General features: G+C 64.3%; 26 protein-coding genes and 2 pseudogenes. 17 read left to right on the forward strand and 11 right to left on the reverse strand.

The window, feature by feature from the left end; all coding sequences use genetic code 11:
- Positions 1 to 11: 11 nt before the first annotated feature.
- Both araD and RXV90_RS07345 read right to left on the reverse strand, forming a co-directional pair.
- Positions 12 to 1,742 (reverse strand): L-arabinonate dehydratase, encoded by a 1,731-nt coding sequence (gene araD / locus RXV90_RS07340; protein WP_316647867.1) that lies wholly within the window; start codon positions 1,740 to 1,742, stop codon positions 12 to 14.
- A 129-nt stretch (positions 1,743 to 1,871) separates the two neighbouring features.
- Positions 1,872 to 2,132 carry a hypothetical protein gene (locus tag RXV90_RS07345; protein WP_316647868.1) on the reverse strand — a complete coding sequence of 87 codons (261 nt, stop codon included), beginning with the start codon at positions 2,130 to 2,132 and terminating at the stop codon, positions 1,872 to 1,874.
- 25 nt (positions 2,133 to 2,157) lie between these two features.
- Between RXV90_RS07345 and RXV90_RS07350 the strand changes: the two genes are divergently transcribed.
- Together RXV90_RS07350 and RXV90_RS07355 are read left to right on the forward strand one after the other, a co-directional pair.
- Entirely contained in the window at positions 2,158 to 3,099 is a 942-nt protein-coding gene (locus RXV90_RS07350) for a sulfatase-like hydrolase/transferase (RefSeq protein ID WP_316647869.1), read from the forward strand.
- Positions 3,100 to 3,126: 27 nt separating this feature from the next.
- Positions 3,127 to 3,624, forward strand: a pseudogene (locus tag RXV90_RS07355) (DsbA family protein); the annotation flags it as partial.
- A gap of 50 nt (positions 3,625 to 3,674) precedes the next feature.
- On the opposite strand, the gene RXV90_RS07360 reads toward RXV90_RS07355, so the two are convergent.
- Positions 3,675 to 3,869: a heavy-metal-associated domain-containing protein gene (locus RXV90_RS07360; RefSeq protein WP_316647870.1), complete on the reverse strand. Its 195-nt coding sequence runs from the start codon at positions 3,867 to 3,869 to the stop codon at positions 3,675 to 3,677.
- A gap of 158 nt (positions 3,870 to 4,027) precedes the next feature.
- Here RXV90_RS07360 and RXV90_RS07365 point away from each other — a divergent pair, with 158 nt between their 5' ends.
- The 3 genes from RXV90_RS07365 to RXV90_RS07375 all read left to right on the forward strand — a co-directional run bounded on the left by RXV90_RS07365 (position 4,028) and on the right by RXV90_RS07375 (position 7,457).
- Positions 4,028 to 6,538: a heavy metal translocating P-type ATPase gene (locus RXV90_RS07365; RefSeq protein ID WP_316647871.1), complete on the forward strand. Its 2,511-nt coding sequence runs from the start codon at positions 4,028 to 4,030 to the stop codon at positions 6,536 to 6,538.
- A 13-nt stretch (positions 6,539 to 6,551) separates the two neighbouring features.
- On the forward strand, positions 6,552 to 6,944 hold the full coding sequence (gene cueR, locus RXV90_RS07370) for a Cu(I)-responsive transcriptional regulator (RefSeq protein ID WP_316647872.1): 393 nt from the start codon (positions 6,552 to 6,554) through the stop codon (positions 6,942 to 6,944).
- Positions 6,945 to 7,145: 201 nt separating this feature from the next.
- Positions 7,146 to 7,457 (forward strand): hypothetical protein, encoded by a 312-nt coding sequence (locus RXV90_RS07375; RefSeq protein ID WP_316647873.1) that lies wholly within the window; start codon positions 7,146 to 7,148, stop codon positions 7,455 to 7,457.
- Here RXV90_RS07375 and RXV90_RS07380 read toward each other — a convergent pair.
- The 3 genes and pseudogenes from RXV90_RS07380 to RXV90_RS07385 all read right to left on the reverse strand — a co-directional run bounded on the left by RXV90_RS07380 (position 7,454) and on the right by RXV90_RS07385 (position 8,390).
- Entirely contained in the window at positions 7,454 to 7,693 is a 240-nt protein-coding gene (locus RXV90_RS07380) for a hypothetical protein (protein WP_316647874.1), read from the reverse strand. The two genes, RXV90_RS07375 and RXV90_RS07380, sit on opposite strands and share 4 nt — an antisense overlap.
- 89 nt (positions 7,694 to 7,782) lie before the next feature.
- Positions 7,783 to 7,998: pseudogene (locus RXV90_RS25830) on the reverse strand (hypothetical protein); the annotation flags it as partial.
- A 95-nt stretch (positions 7,999 to 8,093) separates the two neighbouring features.
- Entirely contained in the window at positions 8,094 to 8,390 is a 297-nt protein-coding gene (locus tag RXV90_RS07385) for an antitoxin (protein WP_316647875.1), read from the reverse strand.
- A gap of 175 nt (positions 8,391 to 8,565) precedes the next feature.
- On the opposite strand from RXV90_RS07385, the gene dusA reads away from it, so the two are divergent.
- The 3 genes from dusA to RXV90_RS07400 all read left to right on the forward strand — a co-directional run bounded on the left by dusA (position 8,566) and on the right by RXV90_RS07400 (position 10,656).
- Positions 8,566 to 9,567, forward strand: coding sequence for a tRNA dihydrouridine(20/20a) synthase DusA (dusA, locus tag RXV90_RS07390; RefSeq protein WP_316647876.1), 1,002 nt, complete (start codon positions 8,566 to 8,568; stop codon positions 9,565 to 9,567).
- Positions 9,564 to 10,331, forward strand: a complete 768-nt coding sequence (locus tag RXV90_RS07395) for a hypothetical protein (RefSeq protein WP_316647877.1) — start codon at positions 9,564 to 9,566, stop codon at positions 10,329 to 10,331. The genes dusA and RXV90_RS07395 overlap by 4 nt, the downstream gene beginning before the upstream one ends.
- A gap of 184 nt (positions 10,332 to 10,515) precedes the next feature.
- Positions 10,516 to 10,656, forward strand: coding sequence for a hypothetical protein (locus RXV90_RS07400; RefSeq protein WP_316647878.1), 141 nt, complete (start codon positions 10,516 to 10,518; stop codon positions 10,654 to 10,656).
- On the opposite strand, the gene RXV90_RS07405 is transcribed toward RXV90_RS07400, so the two are convergent.
- From RXV90_RS07405 to ccmI, 3 genes are read right to left on the reverse strand one after another with little or no spacing between them, the layout of a single operon-like run.
- On the reverse strand, positions 10,653 to 10,901 hold the full coding sequence (locus RXV90_RS07405) for a DUF1289 domain-containing protein (RefSeq protein WP_316647879.1): 249 nt from the start codon (positions 10,899 to 10,901) through the stop codon (positions 10,653 to 10,655). The two genes, RXV90_RS07400 and RXV90_RS07405, sit on opposite strands and share 4 nt — an antisense overlap.
- The gene (gene ruvX / locus RXV90_RS07410; RefSeq protein WP_410482351.1) at positions 10,898 to 11,359 is read right to left on the reverse strand and encodes a Holliday junction resolvase RuvX; all 462 of its coding nucleotides are present in this window, start codon (positions 11,357 to 11,359) and stop codon (positions 10,898 to 10,900) included. Before ruvX ends, RXV90_RS07405 begins: the two co-directional genes overlap by 4 nt.
- An 11-nt stretch (positions 11,360 to 11,370) precedes the next feature.
- Positions 11,371 to 12,597 (reverse strand): c-type cytochrome biogenesis protein CcmI, encoded by a 1,227-nt coding sequence (gene ccmI / locus RXV90_RS07415; protein ID WP_316647882.1) that lies wholly within the window; start codon positions 12,595 to 12,597, stop codon positions 11,371 to 11,373.
- Positions 12,598 to 12,782: 185 nt separating this feature from the next.
- Between ccmI and RXV90_RS07420 the strand changes: the two genes are divergently transcribed.
- The 7 genes from RXV90_RS07420 (at position 12,783) to RXV90_RS07450 (ending at position 19,463) form a co-directional block, all read left to right on the forward strand.
- Entirely contained in the window at positions 12,783 to 14,030 is a 1,248-nt protein-coding gene (locus RXV90_RS07420) for a sarcosine oxidase subunit beta family protein (protein WP_316647883.1), read from the forward strand.
- A 265-nt stretch (positions 14,031 to 14,295) separates the two neighbouring features.
- Positions 14,296 to 14,523: a hypothetical protein gene (locus RXV90_RS07425; protein WP_316647884.1), complete on the forward strand. Its 228-nt coding sequence runs from the start codon at positions 14,296 to 14,298 to the stop codon at positions 14,521 to 14,523.
- Between the two features lie 117 nt (positions 14,524 to 14,640).
- Positions 14,641 to 14,826 carry a hypothetical protein gene (locus RXV90_RS07430; protein ID WP_316647885.1) on the forward strand — a complete coding sequence of 62 codons (186 nt, stop codon included), beginning with the start codon at positions 14,641 to 14,643 and terminating at the stop codon, positions 14,824 to 14,826.
- A gap of 51 nt (positions 14,827 to 14,877) precedes the next feature.
- Positions 14,878 to 15,207 carry a sarcosine oxidase subunit delta gene (locus RXV90_RS07435; protein ID WP_316647886.1) on the forward strand — a complete coding sequence of 110 codons (330 nt, stop codon included), beginning with the start codon at positions 14,878 to 14,880 and terminating at the stop codon, positions 15,205 to 15,207.
- Positions 15,204 to 18,203: a sarcosine oxidase subunit alpha family protein gene (locus tag RXV90_RS07440; protein ID WP_316647887.1), complete on the forward strand. Its 3,000-nt coding sequence runs from the start codon at positions 15,204 to 15,206 to the stop codon at positions 18,201 to 18,203. Before RXV90_RS07435 ends, RXV90_RS07440 begins: the two co-directional genes overlap by 4 nt.
- Positions 18,196 to 18,762 carry a sarcosine oxidase subunit gamma gene (locus RXV90_RS07445; RefSeq protein WP_316647888.1) on the forward strand — a complete coding sequence of 189 codons (567 nt, stop codon included), beginning with the start codon at positions 18,196 to 18,198 and terminating at the stop codon, positions 18,760 to 18,762. Before RXV90_RS07440 ends, RXV90_RS07445 begins: the two co-directional genes overlap by 8 nt.
- Before the next feature lie 101 nt (positions 18,763 to 18,863).
- Positions 18,864 to 19,463 (forward strand): superoxide dismutase, encoded by a 600-nt coding sequence (locus tag RXV90_RS07450; protein WP_316647889.1) that lies wholly within the window; start codon positions 18,864 to 18,866, stop codon positions 19,461 to 19,463.
- A gap of 298 nt (positions 19,464 to 19,761) precedes the next feature.
- On the opposite strand, the gene RXV90_RS07455 is transcribed toward RXV90_RS07450, so the two are convergent.
- Positions 19,762 to 20,301 carry a DUF6647 family protein gene (locus RXV90_RS07455; protein WP_316647890.1) on the reverse strand — a complete coding sequence of 180 codons (540 nt, stop codon included), beginning with the start codon at positions 20,299 to 20,301 and terminating at the stop codon, positions 19,762 to 19,764.
- A gap of 107 nt (positions 20,302 to 20,408) precedes the next feature.
- On the opposite strand from RXV90_RS07455, the gene RXV90_RS07460 reads away from it, so the two are divergent.
- A complete protein-coding gene (locus tag RXV90_RS07460; protein ID WP_316647891.1) occupies positions 20,409 to 21,317 on the forward strand; it encodes a LysR substrate-binding domain-containing protein in 909 nt (302 codons plus the stop codon).
- A gap of 3 nt (positions 21,318 to 21,320) precedes the next feature.
- On the opposite strand, the gene RXV90_RS07465 is transcribed toward RXV90_RS07460, so the two are convergent.
- A complete protein-coding gene (locus tag RXV90_RS07465; RefSeq protein WP_316647892.1) occupies positions 21,321 to 21,872 on the reverse strand; it encodes an LOG family protein in 552 nt (183 codons plus the stop codon).
- 111 nt (positions 21,873 to 21,983) lie between these two features.
- Here RXV90_RS07465 and RXV90_RS07470 point away from each other — a divergent pair, with 111 nt between their 5' ends.
- A complete protein-coding gene (locus tag RXV90_RS07470; RefSeq protein WP_316647893.1) occupies positions 21,984 to 23,414 on the forward strand; it encodes a LysM peptidoglycan-binding domain-containing protein in 1,431 nt (476 codons plus the stop codon).
- The last annotated feature ends 99 nt before the right edge of the window (positions 23,415 to 23,513 follow it).

Here is a 23,513-nt window from a genome sequence, read left to right on the forward strand (position 1 = left end):
GCAGTGCAAGGTCAGTTGATCTCAGGCTCTGCGACCGGCCTGCCGAAATCGGTACGCAGGAAATCGAAATCGCAACCCTTATCCGCCTGCTCGATGTGCTGGGCAAAGACCCAGCCATAGCCCCGCTCATAGCGCGGTTCGGGCGGTGTCCAGCGGGCGCGGCGCGTGGCGAATTCTTCTTCCGTCAGGATCACGTTCAGTGTGCGGTTCGGTACGTCGATCTCGATGATATCGCCGGTTTCGATCAGCGCCAGCGGCCCCCCAATGAAGGCCTCGGGCGCGACGTGGAGTACGCAGGCCCCGTAAGATGTGCCCGACATGCGCGCATCGGACAGCCGAAGCATGTCGCGGTGGCCGTGTTTCAGAAGCGCCTTTGGCATCGGGATCATACCCCATTCGGGCATGCCCGGGCCGCCTTTCGGGCCCGCGTTTCTGAGGACAAGCACGTGATCCGGTGTCATCGGATAATCGTCGTCGTTGATGATGGTTTTCAGTTCGGCATAACTGTTTGCGACGATCGCGGGGCCCTTGTGCGTCTGAAACTTCGGATCCATCGCGGCGGGTTTGATCACCGCGCCGTCCGGCGCGAGGTTGCCGCGCAGCACGGCAAGCGACCCTTCGTGATAGGCGGGATTCGACAGGGGGCGGATGACGTCTTCGTTGAAGTTCCGGGCGCCTTCGATGTTCTCGCCCAAGGTCTTGCCGTTCACAGTTGTGACGGAAAGATCGAGCTTGTCGCCGAGTTCCTTCATCAGTGCGGGCAGGCCGCCTGCGTAGAAGAAATCCTCCATCAGGTATTGTTTCCCTGACGGTCGAATGTTGGCGAGAACCGGGGTGGTGTGGCCGATCTCGTCAAGCGTTTCGAGGGTCAGGGGTACGCCCGCGCGCCGCGCCATGGCGATAAGGTGAATGATCGCATTGGTCGAACAGCCCGTTGCCATGGCGACGGTGACCGCGTTGCGCGTGGCGGCTTCGGTAAGGATCTTGTCGGGTGTCAGGTCTTCCCACACCATCTCGACGATGCGCTTGCCGCAGGCATCGGCCATGCGCTTGTGGCCCGCGTCGGGGGCGGGGATCGAGGAGGCACCGGGAAGCGTCAGGCCGAAGCCTTCGGCGATCGACATCATGGTCGAGGCCGTGCCCATCGTCATGCAGGTGCCGTAGGAGCGCGCGATCCCGCCTTGCACGCCGTCCCACTGTTCCTTTCCGATGGTGCCGGCCCGGCGTTCGTCCCAGTACTTCCAGACATCCGTGCCACTGCCCAGCGCCTCGCCCGCGTAGTTGCCGCGCAGCATCGCGCCCGCGGGCAGGAAGATGAAGGGAAGCCCCATGGACAGCGCCCCCATCACCAGCGCGGGAGTGGATTTGTCGCAGCCGCCCAGAAGCACCGCGCCATCGACGGGGTGCGAGCGCAGCGTTTCTTCGACCTCGAGCGCGCCCATGTTGCGGTAGAGCATCGAGGTGGGTTTCAGGAATTGCTCGGAAAAGCCGTGAACCGGCAATTCCACGGGCGTTCCACCCGCCTTTAGCACGCCTTTCTTCACGAAATCCGCGCGGTCCCGCAGGTGGTGGTGGCAGGGCGATAGGTCGGACCATGTATTGATCACGGCGATGACCGGCTTGCCTTCCCAATCGTCTGCGTTCCAGCCCATCTGCATCGCGCGGGACCGGTGGCCCATGGAGCGCAGGTCGTCGGGCGCGAACCATCGGGCGGAGCGGAGATCTTCGGGTGTCTTCGTCATGGAGGTCTCTCAGGAAACGGACACGGCGCGGGCGGCCATTCACCGGATGATGACACCTGTCGGCATAAGGTCAACGCGCGAACGCCAGTTGACCGCGCATGTCACAACGGATCGTCCCTGTCCCGGAAGTTAGCCCAGCCGGGCGGCCGCCGAAGCCGACGCGTCAAGAATGGTATCAGCTAGCGCTGGGTCATTGACCATGCGCGAGAGTGTTACGGCGCCCACCAGCAGCGAAAGGCGCGCATAGCCGATCGACGGATCGGAGCCGTCCTGCAAGAGCGCCGCGACGCGTTTGACGGTGGCGCTGGCTTCTTCGTGGATTGCGCCCTCCGTGCGAGCGATTTCCGAACCAAGCGCGGCAATCGGACAGCCCGTTCCGCGGTTGTCCACGTGAGCGGGGCGCAAATATTGGGACATGTACGAGGGCCGCGACATCCCAGAGCCCGAAGTGCCCTACATCCGGTATGAGGAGCGCGATCCCTGGTCTCAGCGGTATTTCATGACGATCCGGCAGGACGAATTCGAAATTACGCCGGAACAGCTTTACAATTCCCGCCGCGGATATTTCGCGATGGTCACCCATATCGATGAAATGGTTGGCGGCCTGATTGACGCGCTGGAAAGCGTCGGGCAGCTCGACAACACCTATGTCTTCCTGATCTCGGATCACGGGGAAATGCTGGGCGAGCGCGGCATGTGGTTCAAGTTCAACCCCTACGAGGCGTCGGTCAGGGTACCGATGATCGTGCAGGGCCCCGGGGTGAAGGCCGGCCACAGGGAGGAGGGGCTTGCGTCGCTGGTCGACCTGCTGCCGACATTCACAGACATTGCAAGCGGCGGCAGATTCGACGGGTTCGTCGCGCCTCACGATGGCCGAAGTCTGCTCGATCGGCCCGCGCTCGACAGCGCGGAGAACCGGGTGTTCATCGAGTCGACCGGCGAAAGCCTTTATGGCCCGGCCTTCATCATGATCGAAGGTCGGAAGAAGCTGGTTCATACGCGGACCGATCCGAAACTGTTCTTCGATCTCGATGCGGATCCGCTGGAACTGAACAATCTTGCGGAGGCGCCCGAACACCAGGACCAGATCAACCGGATGTTCGCGGCAATGATGGAAAGATGGGACGAGGAAGACCTTGAAGACCGGATCCGCGCCTCGCAGCGCAAGAGGCTGTTCGTTCAAGAGGCCATGAAGCACGGGCGCTTCCCGACCTGGGATTTCGGGCCCGACTACGACCCCGGCAAGGTTTACGTGCGAGGTGGCACCGATCCCAGCACGACGGCGACAAAGCAACGGGGCCGCTTCCCCTATGTCCCGGTGACGCCGCCGCAATTTCCGAGGGGGGCGAAGCGCTAGGCTCTTAGCACCGGTCGGGCGGATCAGGTGGCTGCAAAAGTTCTGTCCGACAATCGCAACCTGTTGGAAAACAACCCGAATGCTCCAGTGCTCGGCAACCCCGCCGGGGATGTGACGGTCGTCGAGTTCTTCGACTACAACTGCCCCTATTGCCGCCGCGCGAAGCCGCGTATCGAAGCGTTGCTCGAAGAAGACCCGAATGTCCGGCTGGTCTATCGGGAGTGGCCAATCCTTGGCGACGGGTCAGTGTTTGCGGCGCGCGCCGCGCTCGCGTCGCGGGCGCAGGGCAAGTACGAAGAGTTTCATTGGGCTCTGATGGGGATGGCGGGGCGGGCCGAGGAAGCCTCTGTCATGCAGGTGGCTGAACAGGTCGGACTGGATGTCGCACAGCTGCGCCGCGATATGGACGCGCCTGAGATCGACGCGCATATCGCGGCCTCGATGGAACTCAGCCGCACGCTTGGCTTTAATGGCACGCCGTCATTCGTGATCGGCGATGCGCTTGTGCCCGGTGTCATCGAGGCCGATCAGATGATCCGGCTGGCGGAGGAAGCACGCGCGGCAAGTCAACAACTTCAGACCGGCGCCGCTTCGTATCCTGCGGCCTTGATTGCATCAATCACGGCAGCGCTTGGCCGTTCTGTCGCGACCTCGACCGTGCGTGCGTTGAGGTCGGCGGAGACATTGGCCTCCGGATCGAGGGCAGTGATTTCTTTTGTGATTGCAGCCGTGCAGTGGCCGCAGCTCATTTCCCGGACGTGGAATTTCATGCGGGGTCCTTTCGTGAGTTGAAGACCAGATAGAGATTCCAGCAGGTGGAAGGTCAATCGGAAGAAATCAGCCAAAAGAAAAAATTGGTCGCGCCCCTTGAGATTCCAGTGACTGGAAGCCCTATGTCAGTCTCGAAGCCAATCTGAAGGGATTCGTCATGACCCATAACGTGCACACCACCTTAAGTATCGAGGGCATGTCCTGCGCGTCGTGTGTGGGCCGTGTCGAAAAGACCCTTTCTGCGCTGCCGGGCGTCTCTGATGTCTCGGTCAACCTGGCGTCAGAGCAGGCACGGCTATCAGTCGATAGTTCAGACCGGTTGCAGGATGCCGTCGAGGCGCTCGACAAGCTGGGGTACCCGGCGCGCACGTCCCGGATCACGCTTAACATCGCGTCGATGTCTTGCGCGTCTTGCGTCGGGCGGGTCGACAAGGCGCTCGCGGATGTACCGGGGGTGCTGTCGGTCACGGTAAACCTCGCTGCGGAGACGGCCGTGGTCGAGTATCTGGAAGGTGCGGTCACATCTGCCGACCTGATGGCTGCAACGGCTGATATTGGCTACCCGTCAGAAGTCGCAGAGGCGAACGCCAGCCAGTCACGCGTCGAACGTAAGGCCGAGGAAGCGGATGCGTTGCGTCGCAACGTCCTGCTCGCGGCTGGCCTGACCCTGCCGGTCTTCATGCTGGAGATGGGATCACACCTTATCCCCGCCTTTCACATGGTTATCGAAAGCAGTATCGGGACGCAGACATCGTGGATCATCCAGTTTGTTCTGGCGACCATCGTTCTCTTCGGTCCGGGCCGACATTTCTTCACCAAGGGCATACCGGCGTTGCTTCGCGGCGCACCGGACATGAACAGCCTCGTCGCCGTCGGAACGGGGGCTGCCTGGAGCTACTCGGTCGTCGCCACCTTCCTGCCCGGACTGCTGCCTGAAGGCGTGCGTGCGGTCTATTTCGAGGCCGCTGCCGTTATCGTGGTGCTGATCCTGATCGGACGCTGGCTCGAGGCTCGCGCCAAGGGGCGGACGGGTGCCGCGATCCAGGCTCTTCTGGGGCTTCAGGTGCGGACCGCGCGTGTCCTTCGCGAAGGAGAGACCGTCGAGTTGGACGTCGACGCACTGAGGCAGGGCGATACGATCCTCGTGCGCCCGGGCGAGCGCATTCCGGTAGATGGAGAGGTCGTCGAGGGATCAAGCAATGTCGACGAAAGCATGATCACCGGCGAACCCGTTCCAGTCTCAAAAACTGCTGGAGCCACCGTGACCGGCGGCACAGTCAACGGAACGGGCAGCCTGACCTTCCGAGCGTCGCGCGTCGGGGCCGATACCACTCTCGCGCAGATCATCCGCATGGTCGAAGAGGCGCAGGGTGCCAAACTGCCGATCCAGGGGTTGGTGGACCGGGTCACGCTCTGGTTTGTGCCTGCCGTCATGGCGATGGCTGCCCTGACGGTGGCGGTCTGGCTCGTGGTTGGCCCGGATCCGGCGCTGACCTTCGCGCTTGTGGCAGGTGTATCCGTGCTCATCATCGCGTGCCCCTGCGCCATGGGGCTGGCCACACCGACGTCGATCATGGTGGGAACGGGCAGGGCGGCCGAGATGGGCGTGCTTTTCCGGAAAGGGGATGCCCTTCAGGAGCTTTCGAAAGTCGACGTGGTTGCGCTCGACAAGACGGGAACGGTGACAGAAGGCAAACCGACGCTCACCGATGTGGTCGTCGCCGAAGGGTTCGACCGCGATACCGTTCTCGCGCTGATCGCTGCCGTGGAGGATCAGTCGGAACATCCCATCGCCGAGGCCATCGTTCGTGGCGCACGGAGCGAGGGGATCGCTGTTCCTTCAGCCTCCGGCTTCCGGTCGGTGACGGGATACGGGGTCGCGGCCATGATCGACGGGCAGGAGGTGATGGTTGGTGCGGATCGCTACATGATCCGCGAGGCTGTCGATATCTCCGCCCTTGTCGAAACGGAGAGGGATTTGGCTGGTCGCGGTCGCACCGCGCTCTTCGCAGCCGTTGATGGCAGACTGGCAGCCGTGATCGCGGTCGCCGACCCGGTGAAATCCGCGAGCCGCGCGGCGATCTCCGCCTTGCACAAACGTGGTTTTCAGGTCGCCATGATCACCGGCGACAAGCAGGAGACGGCGGATGCCATCGCCCGCGAGACCGGGATCGACCATGTGATCGCCGGCGTCTTGCCGGACGGCAAGGTCGCGGCGCTCGATGATCTGAGGCGCGGCGGGCGAAAGATCGCCTTCGTGGGCGACGGAATCAACGACGCTCCCGCGCTCGCGCATGCTGATGTCGGCATTGCCATCGGCACCGGTACGGATGTGGCGATCGAGTCAGCCGATGTCGTGCTCATGTCCGGCGACCTGCGCGGCGTGGTGAACGCGGTCGAGGTGTCGAGGCGAACGATGTCGAACATCCGGCAGAACCTGGTCTGGGCGTTCGGATACAATGTGGCGTTGATTCCGGTGGCTGCGGGCGTACTTTACCCGGCATTCGGGCTGCTCCTGTCGCCGGTCTTCGCCGCTGGCGCGATGGCTCTGTCGTCGGTGTCGGTTCTGACCAACGCCCTCCGCCTCCGCCGTATCGCACCTGCAATGAACGAACGCCCCTCGGCCGAGAGGCGTGTCCCGCAAACCCGAACCCAACCGGCGGAATAGGAGACTCGTACCCATGAACATAGGAGAAGTCGCGGAACGCTCGGGCATCCCACCGAAGACCATTCGTTACTACGAGGATATCGGGCTGGTGCGCCCGCAACGAAGCGACAACGGCTACCGGGCGTTTCGCGAAACCGATCTGCACAAGCTTGCGTTCCTCGGACGCGCGCGCGCGCTGGGGTTTTCCATCGAGGATTGTCGGACGCTGCTCGGTCTCTACGAAGATGAAAACCGCGAAAGTGCACAGGTAAAGGCGATTGCTGAAGAGCATCTAGCCGCGATCGACGAAAAGATCGCGCAGCTTCAATCCATGCGGTCGACGCTTTCGCACCTCGTCAGATCCTGCCACGGCGATGACCTTCCAGATTGTCCGATCCTCAGCGACCTGGCGGGCAACCCCGCCTAGTCTTTGCATCGTGACCAGTGCCTTCGCCGCAGGTAAGGCGGCGCCGAGGATCCTGGATTGCCACCCTCCGGCGCATGTGGCGACGGGAAAGATGACGGAGCTCGACGCTCTAATTGTCTGATAAAAATAAATAATCCTGATTTTCCGGAACCCTCCAGCGCTGGAGGGTTGTTTCTATAGAAACCAGCCCGGAGGGTCATCATGTCAGACGCAACGCATCCGAATACTCAAACGTCAAAGTCCTCGTACGCTGCGCGGCAACCCGAGCGAGAAACCGCGTCGGGGCATTCGAGGTCATCCTATGGCAAATTCATCGCCATGATCGGCACGTCGACGGCGATCATGCTCGCATTGATGTACTTCAATACCTTCCAGTGGGCGCACCTGTTCTGGTCCGAAACGCGCTTCTACATGGCGTTCGTGATGGGGGCGGCCATGGCGCTCGTGATGCTGACGTTCACCGTTGCCAGAATCGAGGAGGTGGGAACGCGTGGCTTGCGCGACTGCATCTAGGCAAAGCTCAGATTACCTTCACAAACGAACAGAACAGCTCCCATCCGCATGCGGGCGGCAAAGCCGAATTTCGCCGCCACCTTGGCGAGCTTCTTTGTCGACAACGCCGGATGTCGGAGCGCGTGGTGTACGGCACTCTGAAGCGTTGCGCCGCGAAACTCGTACATGGTTATCCCGGGCCGGTTTTGCAAAACCCCGGCAGACTGCCGCGTCTCGGTTAATCCACGGTTAATCATGCGTTCGGTTGCAATCCTCAGGCCTATCGCTGCATCCGCGACTGTGGCGTCGCTTGCGTCAGGACTTGCCATAGGAAACGGGAAACGGGCTATTTGAGCCGGTCTGACAGCCTCTGCACGACATCCATCTTCTCGTGCAGGACTGCAATGATGACGGGAACGTCGATCACGATCCAGAATATGTAGTGATGCTGACACCGATGGATGCAAACTCCGTCAGGCAGCCTCTGGAATGATCTTGAGCGCACCCGACCATCGCCGATCGCGTCGAGGCAATCTTCGATCTGTTCAAGATACCTATCCGCTTGTTCGGGACCTCAGGAGTCGAGTGTGTACCGCCAGATGCCCCGGAGATCCTCCTCCGCGGCGAGAGTGATCTGATAACCGGGCATGGGATAGGTCAGACCCCAGCACGCTTGCGTTCTTCGCGCCGAATTTCCTCAACGGACTTGCCGGAAAGCTCGCCGCGACGCGCCTGTTCGACTCTGGGATCGAGGAAGTTGGCCAAAGCGTTGAAAGCTTCGTCTTCGTCCATGCCGTCGAGGGCAGGGGTATCGCCAAGCGCGCGGCCCAAGACATAATCTTTGATGCTCTGCCCCTTGAGAGCAGCAATGGCCTTCAGTTTCTGGTGTTCTTCCAGCGAGATGTCGATCGAGAGTCTGGGCATGTGGAAAGGATATTCAAATCCGACCCACATTACAACATTTGTTGGAATGCTCGGTTCGGTGGTGCCCCTGCTTTAGGCCAGCCCCACCTGAACACCGCCCTCTACCTGCCTTTGCACGGGGTAGGGTGGCGGGCAGGCTTATGTGTGCGTAAGGTGTGCACTGCGGGCCCGTTTCAAATGCTACCGGCCCTAAGGAGATCGCTGAATGCCCCTGAACGCAGCCACCGAGGCAGCGCGGTTGTCTATTGCGCCGATGATGGACTGGACCGACCGGCACTGCCGGCGGTTTCACCGCGAGATCAGCCAGCACGCGTTTGTCTACACTGAAATGGTTACCGCGCCCGCGCTCGTTCGTGGCGGGGCACGCCATCTTCTGCGGTTCAATCCGGCCGAGCATCCCGTGGCCCTGCAGATTGGGGGATCGGACCCGGCGGAGCTTGCAACAGCCGCGGCGATGGGGGCCGACGAGGGCTATGACGAGATCAATCTCAATGTCGGTTGCCCCTCCGATCGGGTGCAGTCGGGGTGCTTCGGGGCGGTTCTGATGGAGCGTCCGGGCCTCGTTGCCGATTGTGTGCGCGCGATGATCGCGGCTCAGCCCCGTCCAGTAACGGTAAAGTGCCGGATCGGCGTTGATCAGCAGAACCCGGCCGATGTCCTTCCCGATTTCATCGCACGGATGGGGGATGCGGGCCTCGGCCACGTTATCGTTCACGCCCGCAAGGCATGGCTGTCGGGCCTGAGCCCGAAGGAAAACCGCGACGTGCCACCGCTCGATTACCCTCTCGTGGAGCGGATGAAGGCCGAATTCCCCGAGATGCGGATCTCGATCAACGGCGGGATTGCGAGCCTTGCGGAAGCAGAGGCGTTCCTGGCCCGTGGCCTCGACGGGGTGATGATCGGACGCGCGGCCTATCACACGCCGATGGAGATCCTGGGGGCCGCGGATGGGCGAATATTCGGGGATGCCAGGCCACCCCGCGCGGCCCATGACGTCGCCCGCGCGATGATCCCGCATATCGAGGCGCATCTGGCGGAAGGGGGGCGGCTCCACGCAGTGACCCGTCACATGCTCGGGCTGTTCGCCGGGCGGCCCGGCGCGCGTGTCTGGCGGCGGATGCTGAGTGAAGGGGCCCATGAGGACGGCGCGGGCCCCGAGCTGATCGAGGAGGCGCTGGCCCGGATCCCGGAGGCCCGCGCGGCGTGACCGCGGCGCTCGGCACCGATCACCTGATCTTCCCGCCGCACCCGGCGACTCTGGCCTGGGTCCGCGCCGCGTATGACGTGGCCATGCCGCTTGTTGATGATCCGGCCCATGCCGGATGGTGGCGCCACGGGGCAACGTGGTTCGCAGGGGTGAACCTCTTGCCGAACGGCGCCGATGGCGCGGTCGGCGGTGTGCCGCTAGCGGGGCCCGCGTTCGATTGGCTCGCGGGGCAGGGGAGGCTGCCTGCGCGATGGGACAAGGCCCAGATCTCAGTCGTCCGTCCCGGCTATCCCCGGCAGGATCCCGGCGAAGCCGATGCTGCGCACCGGTTTCGCCGGCGCCGCGATGCGGCCCATCTCGACGGCCTGCTCCCGGTCGGGCCGGACCGCCGCCGCATGATGCGCGAACATCACGCTTTCATCCTTGGTTTGCCGCTGACGGAGGCAGGGGAAGGCGCAAGCCCGCTTGTCTTCTGGGAAGGCAGCCACGAAATCATCGCGGCGATGCTCCGTGCGGCCCTCGGTCCGCACCCGCAAGCCGATTGGGGCGCAATCGATCTGACCGACATTTATGCGGAAACCCGGAAACGCATCTTCGACACCTGCCGCCGCCGGACGATCCGGGTGAAGCCGGGTGGTGCGTATTTCCTCCATCGGTTCACTGTTCACGGGATTTCGCCTTGGGAGGACGGCGCTGAAGCCGCGCCGGAAGGCCGTGTGATCGCCTACTTCAGGCCGGAAAATAACATTAAATCATGGCTTTAATCCCCGAAGTCCCCGAGGGGTCCAAAAGAATAAAATGTAATCGAATTCACTAATATTGCATTAGTAAACATAATATTGCCACAATTCGAGCCTAGGTTGACCGACAGTAAACGAGTGAACCGTAACCCCCACCGGCCCAACGTGCTCTCTTACGGGTCGGAGCGGACAGCTTGGAGTAACGAGTATGGCGGACCGAGTTCCGACACCTCTGCTGGTCCTTGGCCTCGTCATGGCGCTCTGGACCGTGGCAACAGCCATCGGCGTCACTGACGGGCCAAGCGGCGGCTTTAACGACCCCATGAGGCTTCTCAAGGGCTTCTTCTAAGATCCGGCATCGCCACGCCGTCCAAGGCGCGCGGCACGCCCTCCGCGACGGCCCTTCGGGGCCGCCGTGCGGTTCGGAAGATCGTCCATGATCGCCCGGCGTGCCTCTGGCGACAGCCGTGCCCAGCCGGCGATTTCGTCGATCGACCGGGCGCAGCCGGTGCAAAGCCGCGTTTCGGGATGCACCACGCAGATCTTCACGCACGGGCTTTCGATCTCGTGTCTCTTCCAGATATCGTCGGTCACTGCGCCTGCCTCAGATGTGCCAGCCTGTCGAGCACACCTTGCAAGATATAGCTCGCGGCCACATGGTCGATCACCTCTTTGCGACGCGCCCGCGACGTATCCGCCTCAAGAAGCGCGCGTTCTGCGGCGACGGTCGAAAGGCGTTCGTCCCAGAAGGCGATGGGCAGGGGCAGAACCCCTGCAAGGTTGCGGGCAAAGGCCCGGGTCGACTGGCTGCGCGGCCCTTCGCTGCCATCCATGTTGCGGGGCAGGCCAAGGACAATACCGGTTATCGCGCGTCCCTCCGCGATCGCCTTGAGCCGCGCGGCATCTGCGGTGAACTTCACCCGCTTCACCGTTTCCAGAGGCGTCGCGACCGAACGCATCCCGTCCGACACGGCAACGCCAATGGTCTTCGTTCCGAGGTCGAGCCCCATCAGCGCGCCCACGGGCGGAAGCGCGGCCGCGAATGCCTCCATATCCTCTTCGATCACTGGGCGATTCCGGCATCGCGCGCGGCGCGCAGGATCGGCACCTGCATCGCCTCGTCGGGAAAGGCCCGCTGCGCCTCTTCCCAGATCGCCCGCGCCCGGTCCTGCTGGCCGAGAACCCCGAGCGCGCGGATCAGGCGGGCCCAGTCCTCGGGCGGCCCGCCTTCAGTCGCCAGCCGCTCCGACAAGCCGGTCACCATGCCCTCGATCATCTGCATTCGTTCCGCCGGGCTCATCTCTTCGGCGGCCGCGATATCCGCCTCCGTAGGGCCCCGCATCTGGGTTGCGGCGGGCGGCACGTAGTTGACGCCGGCCAAGAAGGCCAGATCCTCGATCTGCGCACGGATCGGCGTCACCCAGGGATCATCGGGGGCGGAGCCTTCCAGAAGCGCGCGGAAGATCCGGAAACCGACATCGGGCCGCCCGGTCTGAACCGCCAGAAGCCCCGAGTAATACCGCGCCGTTCCGTTTGCAGGATCAAGCTCCAGCGTTCGGCGCAGCACCGCCTCGGCTTCGGGAGAGACATAACCGCCCGCAGCCAGAACCAGCAGGTCCGCAAGCCGTGCGTAATCCGCCGCACCCGCACCGTCGCCCTTGATCTCGACGACCCGGGCCTGTGCTTGGCGGGCTGCGGTGAAATTGCCAAGCTGCGCCTCATAACGGGCAAGAAACTCATGTCCCTGAATATCGTTAGGTCGCTCGGCCACCGCGGCGCGAAGCTTTTCCATCAGATCAAGAAACTCCGCGTCTACATCGACGGGTGGGGAGGGCGGGATCTGCGATTCTGCCGCTGCCTGATCCGGTCGGGTCAGCCGCATTTCTTCGGCCATGTCGATCCGGGCCTGCAGCGGCAGGTCGGGATAGCCTGGCGCGCCTACGACGCTGTAGAGCAAGCCGCCACCGCCGATCAGTACCAGCGCCACGAACCCGGCGGCGACCATCGTCGCCGCTCTGGGCGCGGCACCTTCCGCCGCTTCTTCCGTAGCGGCGCGGTCGGCCTCAAGCAGGCGGCGCGATACCTCCAGCCTGATCTGCTCGGCTTCGGCCTCTGCAATGACGCCGCGCTCCAGATCCCGCTCCACTTCCTTCAGCTGGTCGCGATAGACCTGCACGTCGGAGACGGCGGAACCCTCCACCCGGCCATGCCGAAACAGGGCCAGGCCAAGAAGCAGGGTCACGAGCCCGGCGAGGGTTGAAGAGGCGATCCAGAACATCTTATTGGTCATCTATAGCCGCAGCCGGGCCTGCGAAAGCCCCGTCCGGCCGGAGACCGCGCGCCCCGATGTCGCATTTTGGCCGAAAGCGACGCTCAAGGCTTGGCATCTCTCGCGCAGCCGGACAAAAACAGGTCCGATGTGAGGGCCCGGGGATCAAGAAACCGACCGGGCCACATGAGGAACCGGGGCTGCCCATGCAACGCTATTCCGTTTTCGCCGTGGCGCGCGAAGCCATGCGCTTTCACAAGGGGTGGGAGCGCGCCTGGGCCTCGCCAGAACCGCGCAAGAAATACGATGTGATCATCGTCGGTGCCGGTGGCCACGGGCTGGCGACAGCCTATTGGCTCGGCAAGAACCACGGGATCAAAAACGTCGCCATTCTCGAAAAAGGCTGGCTCGGCGGCGGCAATACGGGCCGGAACACCACCATCATCCGCTCGAACTACCTCCAGGATCCGTCTGCCGCAATCTATGAAAAAGCCCGCTCGCTCTATGAGACGATGAGCCAGGATCTGAACATGAACGTCATGTTCAGCCCGCGCGGCGTGATGATGCTGGCCCAGACAGAGCATGAAATCAGAGGCTACAAGCGCACCGCCCACGCCAACTCCCTGCAAGGGGTGCAGACCGAATTCATCGGCCCCGAACGCGTCAAGGAACTCTGCCCGATCATCGAGATCCGCGGCCCGCGCTACCCCGTCCTCGGCGCCCTCTGGCAGGCCCGGGGCGGCACGGCGCGGCACGACGCAGTCGCCTGGGCCTATGCGCGGGCATGTTCCGCGATGGGCATGGATATCCTTCAGAAATGCGAGGTTACGGCTGTTCGCTCCGAAGGCGGCAAGGTCACGGGCGTCACCACGAACAAGGGCGATATCGACTGCGACAAGCTCGGCATCGTCGTCGCCGGCCATTCGGGCGTTCTGGCGGAAATGGCGGGCTTCCGCTTGCCCATCGAAAGCGTCGCGCTTCAGGCGCTCGTCTCCGAACCGATCAAACCCTGCATGGATGTCGTCGTGATGGCCAACACCGTGCACGGCTACATGAGCCAGTCCGACAAGGGCGAAATGGTGATCGGCGGCGGCGCGGACGGCTACAACAACTACACCCAGCGGGGCTCGTTCCACCACATCGAGGAAACGGTGCGCGCGCTCGTCGAAACCTTCCCGATCATCTCGCGGCTCAAGATGCTCCGCCAGTGGGGCGGGATCGTCGACATGACCGGCGACCGCTCGCCCATCATCTCGAAAACACCGCTGGAAAATTGCTTCATCAACTGCGGCTGGGGCACTGGCGGCTTCAAGGCGATCCCCGGCTCGGGCTGGGCCACGGCAGAGATGATCGCAAAGGGCGAACCGGGGCCACTGGCGGCAGAGTTCGGGCTCGACCGCTTCAAGGAAGGCCGTTTCATCGACGAAAGCGTCGCTGCGGGGGTGGCGCATTGATGTCGGCGTTTGCCGGCAAACGCCAGGCCGCGAAAGCGGTTGCGCAGCACCCGCATGCGGCGCGGCCGCCCGTCATGACGCCATACGACTCCCGTCTCGCGGGTCTCGTGGCCTATTCCCGCGGAAATCCGCCGTCGGCCACCCTTGGCCGACAGCCCCCCGCCATTCCTGCGGGTTCTGGCCCAAAACGCCACCCTGTGCATGCCGCTATTCCGGCGACTCGGGGCTCCCGGTCATCCTTTCCCACGCGAAAGGAGACCGCATCATGTCCGACTACGACACTCAGCACGCCCGTCACCACGGCCGGCCGATGGACTATTCGAACGACGGTTCCGGCATCGGCCTCTGGATCGTCCTCGGCCTTCTGGCCGCGCTTGCCCTCATCGGCATCCTCATCGCCGGTTCCGGCGGCGGCGCGGTTGATGGCGCGGCCCCAGCCACGGCCGAACCAGGCGTCATCGAACCGGCCACCGGCACGGGCGCTCCGAACTGACGACCCTGCCTTTCCGGATCGCCCCGGCGGGCGCTTTTGCGCGCCCGCCGAACCGGCGGCCTTGACCTTGGCGGAAGCGCTCTTACCTCCCCGACAAACGAATACGGAGAGGGCAAGATGCAAGCCATCCTTCGGCGCCTGCCGACATCTGAGCAGATCGAACGCAACAAGGCCAAGCTGGCGGGGTTCGCCGCCGGAATCGTTGTGCCGATCGTGGCCGTTCTATTCTTCGATGCCGTCCGCACGGGCGAAGGCCTCTACCAGCCGCCGTCCGAGCCTGTGGTCATCTACCCGAACCTCTGACCCTTCCGGGGGCCACGCCCCCATCCATCCACCACATAAGGGGATAGCGCCATGCTGATCCTCCACTGTCCCTATTGCGGGATCGATGCCGACGAGACGGAGCTTTCGCCGGGCGGCGAGGCGCATCTGAAGCGCTTCGGTCCCGGCGCCTCCGACGAGGAGTTCGAGGGCTACCTCTTCCACCGCGAGAACCCGAAAGGTGTTCATCTCGAACGCTGGCGCCACGCCCATGGATGCGGCAAGTGGTTTCACGCCGCGCGCTGCACCGTCACGCTCGAGGTCTTCGGCACGTATCCCGCGCAGGTCACCGAACCCCCGCAGGAGATCCGCGACGCCATCTCCGCCAAACGCCCCGGCTGGTCCTGGAGGGACTTCTCATGAGCCACCGTCTCACTTCCGGCGGCCGCCTCATCGACCGCGACCTGCCGATGGACTTCACCTTCAACGGCAAGCGCATGACCGGCGCGGCCGGCGACACGCTCGCCTCGGCCCTGATGGCGAACGGGCAGAAGCTCGTGGGCCGCTCGTTCAAATACCACCGCCCGCGCGGCATCATGGCCGCCGGCGCGGAGGAACCGAACGCGCTCATGAACCTCGGAACCGGCCGGCGGCTGGAACCGAACCAGCGCGCCACCACGACCGAGCTTTTCGACGGGCTCGCCGCGGCGAGCCAGAACCACTGGCCAAGCCTCGAATTCGACGTGGGCGCGGTCAACGCCCAGCTCTCCCGTTTCCTGCCTGCAGGCTTCTATTACAAGATGTTCATGTGGCCGCAGAGCTTCTGGAAGCATGTGTACGAACCCTTCATCCGCCAGTCCGCGGGCCTCGGAAAGGCGCCGAACGCCCGTGACGCGGACACATACGAACACTTCCACACCCACGTGGATGTCCTCGTCATCGGCGGCGGCATCGCCGGGCTTCAGGCCGCCACGGCGGCGGCGCAATCCGGCGCATCGGTCCTGATCGTCGAGCAGACCGCGCATTGGGGCGGCCGCGCTCCGGTGGATGGGGCCACGATCGACGGCAAGGATGCGGAAACCTGGGTATCCGAAACCGTCGATACGCTGGAAGGCCTGGAAAACGTACGCCTTCGCACCCGTATCATGGGGGCAGGGGTCTACGATCACGGCTATGTCCTGGCCTATGAACGACTGACAGATCACGCGCCCGAGATGGATGGCCCCCGCCACCGTCTTTGGAAAATCCGCGCCGGTCAGGTCGTGACCGCAACCGGCGCGATCGAACGCCCGCTCTCCTTCGCGGGCAACGATCTGCCGGGCGTCATGCTGGCCTCCGCCGTCCGCGACTACGTGGTGAATTACGGCGTCGCGCCGGGCAACCGCACGGTGATCGTCACGAATAACGACGATGCCTACCGCACCGCGCTCGCGCTTCATGATGCGGGGCTCACGGTAAAGGCCGTGGTCGATGCCCGCCCCGAGGCGAAGGGCGCGCTGCCCGAGGCTGTCCGCGCCCTCGGCATCCGCGTGGAAACCGGCACCGGGATCGCCAAGGTCAACGGTATCGCGAAGGTCGACGGCGTGATCCTGACGGCGCAATCCGGAACGAGCGAGGCGACCGAGGAACTCGCCTGTGACGTGGTCGCCATGTCGGGCGGCTGGTCGCCCGTCGTGCACCTCTGGTCCCATTGCGGCGGCAAGCTGACATGGGATGACGCTGCGGCGATGTTTGTCCCCGATCCGTCCCGGGCCCCCACCGGTGCCGACGGCAAGCCCTTCGTTCACACCGCCGGCAGCGCAAGCGGCCGGACGGATCCGGCGGGCGCGCTCGAAGACGCCACGCGGGCCGGGCTCGCCGCTGCCGGAGCAGGGGAGATGACGGCACCATCCGCCGAGGCCCCGGCAGAGGATCCGATCCTGCCCGTCTGGATGATGCCCGCAAACGCCGGCACGAATCTCAAATCCAAGATGTGGCTCGACTTCCAGAACGACGTGAAGGTCTCCGATGTGCAGCTCGCCGCCCACGAGGGCTATGAAAGCGTCGAGCACACGAAGCGCTACACCACCCTCGGCATGGCCACCGACCAGGGCAAGACCTCGAACATCAACGGTCTTGCGATCCTCTCGGATGCGCTCAATGCCCCGATTCCCGACGTCGGCACCACCACTTTCCGCCCGCCCTACACGCCGATTTCCATGGGCGCGATCGCTGGCGAGGCGCGGGGGAAACTCTTCCAACCGATCCGCCGCACCCCGATCCATGACTGGCACGAGGCGAACGGCGCCCATTGGGAGCCGGTGGGCCACTGGCGCCGCCCCTATGCCTTCCCACGGGAGGGCGAAAGCATCCATGACGCCGTGATGCGCGAGGTGAAGGCCACCCGCGAAACTGTTGGATTGCTTGACGCTTCCACGCTCGGCAAGATCATCGTCAAGGGCCCCGACGCGGGCCGCTTCCTCGACATGATGTACACCAACATGATGTCGACGCTTCCCGTGGGCCGCTGCCGCTACGGCCTCATGTGCACCGAAAACGGCTTCCTGACCGATGACGGCGTGGTCGCGCGCCTCGCCGATGACACCTGGCTCTGCCATACGACGACAGGCGGCGCCGACCGGATCCATACCCATATGGAGGAATGGCTCCAGACGGAATGGTGGGACTGGAAGGTCTTCACTGCCAATGTCACCGAACACTACGCCCAGATCGGCGTCGTGGGGCCCGACGCCCGCAACGTGGTCGAGGCGCTGGGCGGCGACATGGATCTTTCGGCAGAGGCGCTGCCTTTCATGCATTGGGCCGAAGGCAAGATCGGCGACTTCGATGCGCGCGTTTTCCGCATCTCCTTCTCGGGCGAACTCTCCTATGAAATCGCCGTCCCTGCGAGCCAGGGGCGCGCCTTCTGGGATGCACTAATCGACGCCGGGCAGGCCTTTGGCATCACGCCCTACGGTACCGAGGCCCTGCATATCATGCGGGCCGAAAAGGGCTTCATCATGATCGGTGACGAAACCGACGGCACGGTAATCCCGCAGGATCTGGGCCTTCACTGGGCGATCTCGAAGAAGAAAGAGGATTTCCTCGGAAAACGGGCCCAGGACCGCGCGCATATGACGGATCCCGACCGCTGGAAGCTCGTGGGGCTCGAAACCCTCGACGGCTCGACACTTCCCGATGGCGCTTATGCGATCGAGGATGGCCGCAACGCCAACGGCCAGAAGAACGTGCAGGGCCGCGTGACCTCCACCTATCATTCGCCGACGCTCGGGCGTGGCATCGCCATGGGGCTTGTGCGCCACGGGCCGGACCGCATGGGGGAGGTGCTGCAGTTCACCAACCCGGGCGGCTCGCCCATTGAGGCGAAGATCGTCACCCCCGTATTCTTTGACCCCGAGGGGGAGAAGCAGAATGTCTGATCAGAAAAGCGCGCTTCCGGGTGCCCGCCATGACGGGCTCGTCACGGTTACCGAGGCCGGTCTGCGCGGGATGATCACGCTCAAGGGCGATCTCGCCTCCGACGCCGTGAAACATGCGGCGACCTCCGCCACCGGCACCGACATGCCCGGCATGCGCGGCATCACCACGGCAGGCAGCAAGGGCCTTGCCTGGATGGCCCCGGACGAGGTGCTGATCCTGCTGCCGAGGGGTGACACCAGCGCGGCACTCGCCGCGATCGCCGAGGCGCTGAAAGACGAACACCACCTCGCGGCGGATGTCTCCGACGCACGGGCCCTCTTTACCCTCGAAGGGCCGAAGGTGCGCGAAGTCCTCGCCAAGCTGGCCCCTGCCGACCTGTCCCCAAAAGGCCTTCCGCCGGGCGAGATCCGCCGCACCCGCGTCGCTCAGGTCGCCGCCGCGATCTGGTTCGAGAGCGACACGAAGGCCCACCTGATCTGTTTCCGCTCCGTGGCGGAGTATGTGTTCGGCCTCCTCTCCAACGCTGCCGATCCGGCAGCCCCGGTCGATCACTTCTGATCCGCGCCCGGAACTCTTTCAGTCCAGAGGGGGTTGACCAGACGAGTGGTGCGGCACAGGTATGCCGCAACGAAAACCCAAAGACCGAAAAGGGGGGCCCCATGGCTTTCGAACTTCCCGATCTTCCCTATGCGCACGACGCTCTCGCCTCGAAGGGCATGTCGAAGGAGACGCTGGAATACCACCACGACCTCCACCACAAGGCCTATGTCGACAACGGCAACAAGCTGATCGAAGGCACCGAGTGGGAGGGCAAGTCCCTCGAAGAGATCATCACCGGCACCTATGACAAGGGCGCGGTGGCCCAGAACGGGATCTTCAACAACATCTCGCAGCTTTGGAACCACAACCAGTTCTGGGAAATGATGGGGCCGGGCGACTCGAAGATGCCGGGCGAACTTGAAAGCGCGCTCACCGAAGCATTCGGTTCCGTCGACGAATTCAAGTCGCAATTCTCCGCCGCCGGCGCGGGCCAGTTCGGCTCGGGCTGGGCGTGGCTCGTCAAGGACACGGACGGTTCCCTCAAGGTGACGAAGACCGAAAACGGCGTGAACCCGCTCTGCTTCGGCCAGACCGCGCTTCTCGGCTGCGATGTGTGGGAGCATTCCTACTACATCGACTTCCGCAACAAGCGGCCCGCCTACCTCACGAACTTCCTCGACAACCTCGTGAACTGGGAAAACGTCGCTTCGCGGATGTGAGAACCGCTGAAACAGACGCAAAAGGCCCTGGAGCGATCCGGGGCCTTTTTCGTTATTGCTCCAGGTGCCGACACCACGCGATTGCAGGCTGCGGCTGCCAGAAACGGAAGGCTCATCGTCGTGCCCAAGTGTGGACACTACATTCCTCTCGAGCTGCCAGACGCAATGCATGCGATCCTCGAGGAAGGCGTCGCCGATCTGGCATGACCCATCAATTCCCGACCATGAACGGCTTCGCGCTGCCTTTTCGACAGTGCCCGTTACGCAGCGTCGAGTCAGGCAATTTGTCAGCCACCCCTCACTCCGGATGAATATCCTTCGGCGTACACCCCGCCTCCAGCACCACGGCAATCCAGTTCACGTCCGCCTCGAGCCCCCGTTCCCCAAGCCACCGCTCCTGCAACCTGTAGGCCGCCTCTTCCTGCGCGCCCGGGCAGTACCAGTGATGCACCGCCTGGCGGTGGTGAACGAGTTCGTGAAGCAGAACGCTCACATCCTCCGCATCCCCCGCATCCCAGGGCTCGACCAGGTAGACCGTCCCGCTGTCAGGGTCATAAAGCCCCCGGGTCCGCCCATGGCCGCGCCCCGCCAGCCCTGAAAGCCCGGCTGCCCTTTCCGGCTGGATCAGCAGGATCTCCGGCAACTGATCCCGCCGCTCCCATGGCGCTTCCCGGTCCAGCCAATCCTCAAGAACGGTTACGAGCGTGCCCATATCCGTCGCGTGCCGCCAGGCCGGATCGGGATCAAGCCGGAACCCCGCCTCTCCGGGTACGGCAGAAACAAGCATGCAGAGAACCGGCGCTGCCAGCCAGCGGCCGGCGCGATCAAGGAAGGTCATGACGTGATCCCTTCGGGCTTTGTAAGTTGACGTTTGGATGTTAGGCTTTGCGAAACAGGCGCGCAAAAGACCTGTTTTCACTGGGTGCTGAAGAAAATTCACTCGCCATGGGACGCAAACTGCCACCCTTCGCCGCCGTCCGTGCCTTCGAGGCTGCGGCACGCCTCGGCAGCTTCTCGAAAGCTGCGGATGAGCTGTGCCTGTCGCCCTCCGCGATCAGCCACCAGGTCCGCGCGCTGGAGGCGTTCCTCGACACCCGGCTCTTCGAGCGTGACGGCAACCGCACCGTCCTGACGCTGACGGGCCGCGCCTATGCCGGGCGGCTCACCGGGCTCCTCGATGCCTTCGACGAAAGCACGCAGGATGTCCGCCGAAGCGCGTCAGAGACGCTGCGGGTCCTCTGCACCCCTGGCTTCGCCGCCCGCTGGCTCGTCCCCCGGCTCGATCGCTTCGCCTATCCCGAAACCGTGCGGCTGCGCGTCTCCGTGGGCGCGCCCTCCACCGATTTCCAGTCGAACGACGCCGATGTGGTGATCCACTGGGCCGACAGCCCCGTGCCCGGGTGCGAGATGCTGCCACTCATGCAATCGGGCCGCTATCCCGTCGCCGCACCCGCTCTTCTCGACCGCCACCCAATCTCCGATCCGCGCGACCTTCATCATCTGACGCTGATGCATGACGAAACGATGGATAAATGGGGCGAATGGTTCGCGGCGGCTGGCTGCCCGGCGCCCGTATTCCCGCGCGGCCCCGAATTTCCGAATTGCGAACTTGCCACCACGGCCGCCGAACAGGGGCTCGGCGTGGCGCTCGCCTATGACATGATGGTGCGCGACACGGTCGCCACGGGCCGCCTCGTGCGTCTCTTCGATACAGTCACCATGCCCTTCGTGATCTACTCGATGGTCTACCAGAGCGCCCGCGCCCGCGACCCCCTCGTCACCGCGTTCCGAGACTGGGTGTTTGCCGAGGTGCACCCCGATGGCCGTCCCCAGAGCGCACGGGCGGCGGAATAGCGCTCAGCCGCGGCTCAGCCGGGCAAGGCAGGCGTCCACATCCGACATGACCTCCAGATGCGCCGTCAGCGAGGGATCGGCAAAGCCTTCCGCGATCACGTGATCGATCAGCCCCACGAGCGGGTCCCAGTACCCGTCCGTATTCAGAAGCAGGATCGGCTTCGAATGCAGGCCCAGCTGTGCCCATGTCAGCACTTCGAAGAACTCGTCGAGCGATCCCGCACCGCCTGGCAACACCACGATCGCATCGGCGTTCATGAACATCACCTTCTTGCGCTCGTGCATCGTCTCCGTCACGACGAAGGCGGTCAGGTTCCGGCGCGCCACCTCGCGCTTGAACAGGTGCACCGGGATCACGCCGAAGGTCTCGCCGCCCGCGTCCTGTGCCGCCGCCGCCACCGCGCCCATGAGCCCCACATCTCCCGCCCCGTAGACAAGCCGCAGGCCCGCTGTGGCAAGCCCCTTTCCAAGCGCCTCCGCCGATGCCCTGTAGGCCGGCCGCGCCCCGAAGCGCGATCCGCAATAGACGCAGACTGATCCGATCCCCTGTGTCATCCGACCTCCTTCAAAAACGGTGCTTTGACCCCTGTTATTCCTGTTGATAGTCTCGCTCAAGCCGCCGGAACGGGACGCCGGTCGCACGGGGATGCAAGAGACGTAAACAAGATGTCGAATGACAGCGAACAGGCCGGCACGGGCACCGGCAGCAGACAGGCTGTGTGGATTGCCGGGGGGCTTGTGATCGCGGCCATTCTCGCGGGCGTGCTCTGGCAGTCGCGCGAAGGCCAGGAAAAGCTTCCGCTCGACACGGCGGAAGAAGAGGCGCCGGCGCCCGCCGCGCCTGAACCGGTGGCGGCCGCAGATCCCGCCCCGTCCCCGGAACCGGCGCCCGAAGCTGCGCCTGCTCCGGCGCCCGAAGCTGCGCCGGAAGCCGACACCGAAACGGTCGAGGCTCCGGCCGAGGACGCTCAGCCCGCGCAGGAAGAGGCCACGGTGGCCGCCGCGCCTCAGGAAACGCCCGCACCACCCGACGCGCCCGCCGCCATTTCGCCGAGCTTCGATGTGGTGCGCGTCGAACCGGATGGCTCGGCCCTCGTCGCGGGGCGCGCGGCCCCCGGCGCCCGGGTGGAACTGCAGATCGACGGGGTCGCGGTTGGCGATGCCACGGCCGACGCCACGGGCGGCTTCGTCGCCATGCTGGATCTCGGTCAGGCGGCCATTCCCCGTGCGCTCTCGCTCTCGGCGAGCGACGGCAACGGCGGCACCCAGGCCTCTGAACAGGTCGTGGTCCTCGCGCCTGCGCCCGAACCCGAACCCGAGAATGGCGCAGCGCCGGAACCGGCCACCGAAGTTGCGGCACTGACCGATACGGCGGCGGTTGCGTTGGACGAGCCCGCCACGCCCGAACCTCCCGCGCCGGAAGTCGCCGAAGCCGATCCCCCGGCCGCCGAAGCCGCCGAAGCCGATCCCCCGGCTGCCGAAGCCGCCGAACCCGAACAGACGGCTACCGAAGCTGCCACCGGACCGGTCGAAGACAGGCCCGAGCCTGCCGCGCCCACCGTTGTTCTTGCCGACGACACCGGCATCCGCATCCTTCAGGACAGCGGCCCGGGTCCCGAGGTCACCGACAACGTTGTGATCGATGCCATCACATACGATGCGGAAGGCGAGGTCACCCTCAGCGGCCGCGCCCCCTCATCAGGCTTCGTCCGGATCTATATCGACAACGAACCGATCGAACTTGGCGAGATCGGCGAAGACGGCCAGTGGCGTACCCCGCTGCCACAGGTCGACACCGGGGTCTATACGCTTCGCGTCGATCAGGTCGATGCCGGCGGCGCCGTGATCTCGCGCACGGAAACGCCCTTCCAGCGCGAAGCTCCCGAGGCGATCCAAAACCTCCAGCCCACCAGCGGCAGCGCGCCCCGCGCCCCTCTGGAACTTGTCACCGTCCAGCCGGGCAACACGCTCTGGGGTATATCGCGCGAGGCTTATGGCGACGGCATCCTCTATGTCCGCGTCTTCGAGGCCAACCGCGACAAGATCCGGGATCCTGACCTGATCTATCCGGGCCAGGTCTTCAACGTGCCCGAATAACCGCTTCATGTGGCTGGAAATATCCCGGGGAGCCGACCGGAGGGAGGCGGGGCGGAGCCCCGGATTTGCCCGCCGGTCTTTTCCGGTGGCCCCCCCCCC

The organism is Ovoidimarina sediminis (assembly GCF_032586175.1).
Taxonomy (GTDB): Bacteria; Pseudomonadota; Alphaproteobacteria; order Rhodobacterales; family Rhodobacteraceae; genus Ovoidimarina; species Ovoidimarina sediminis.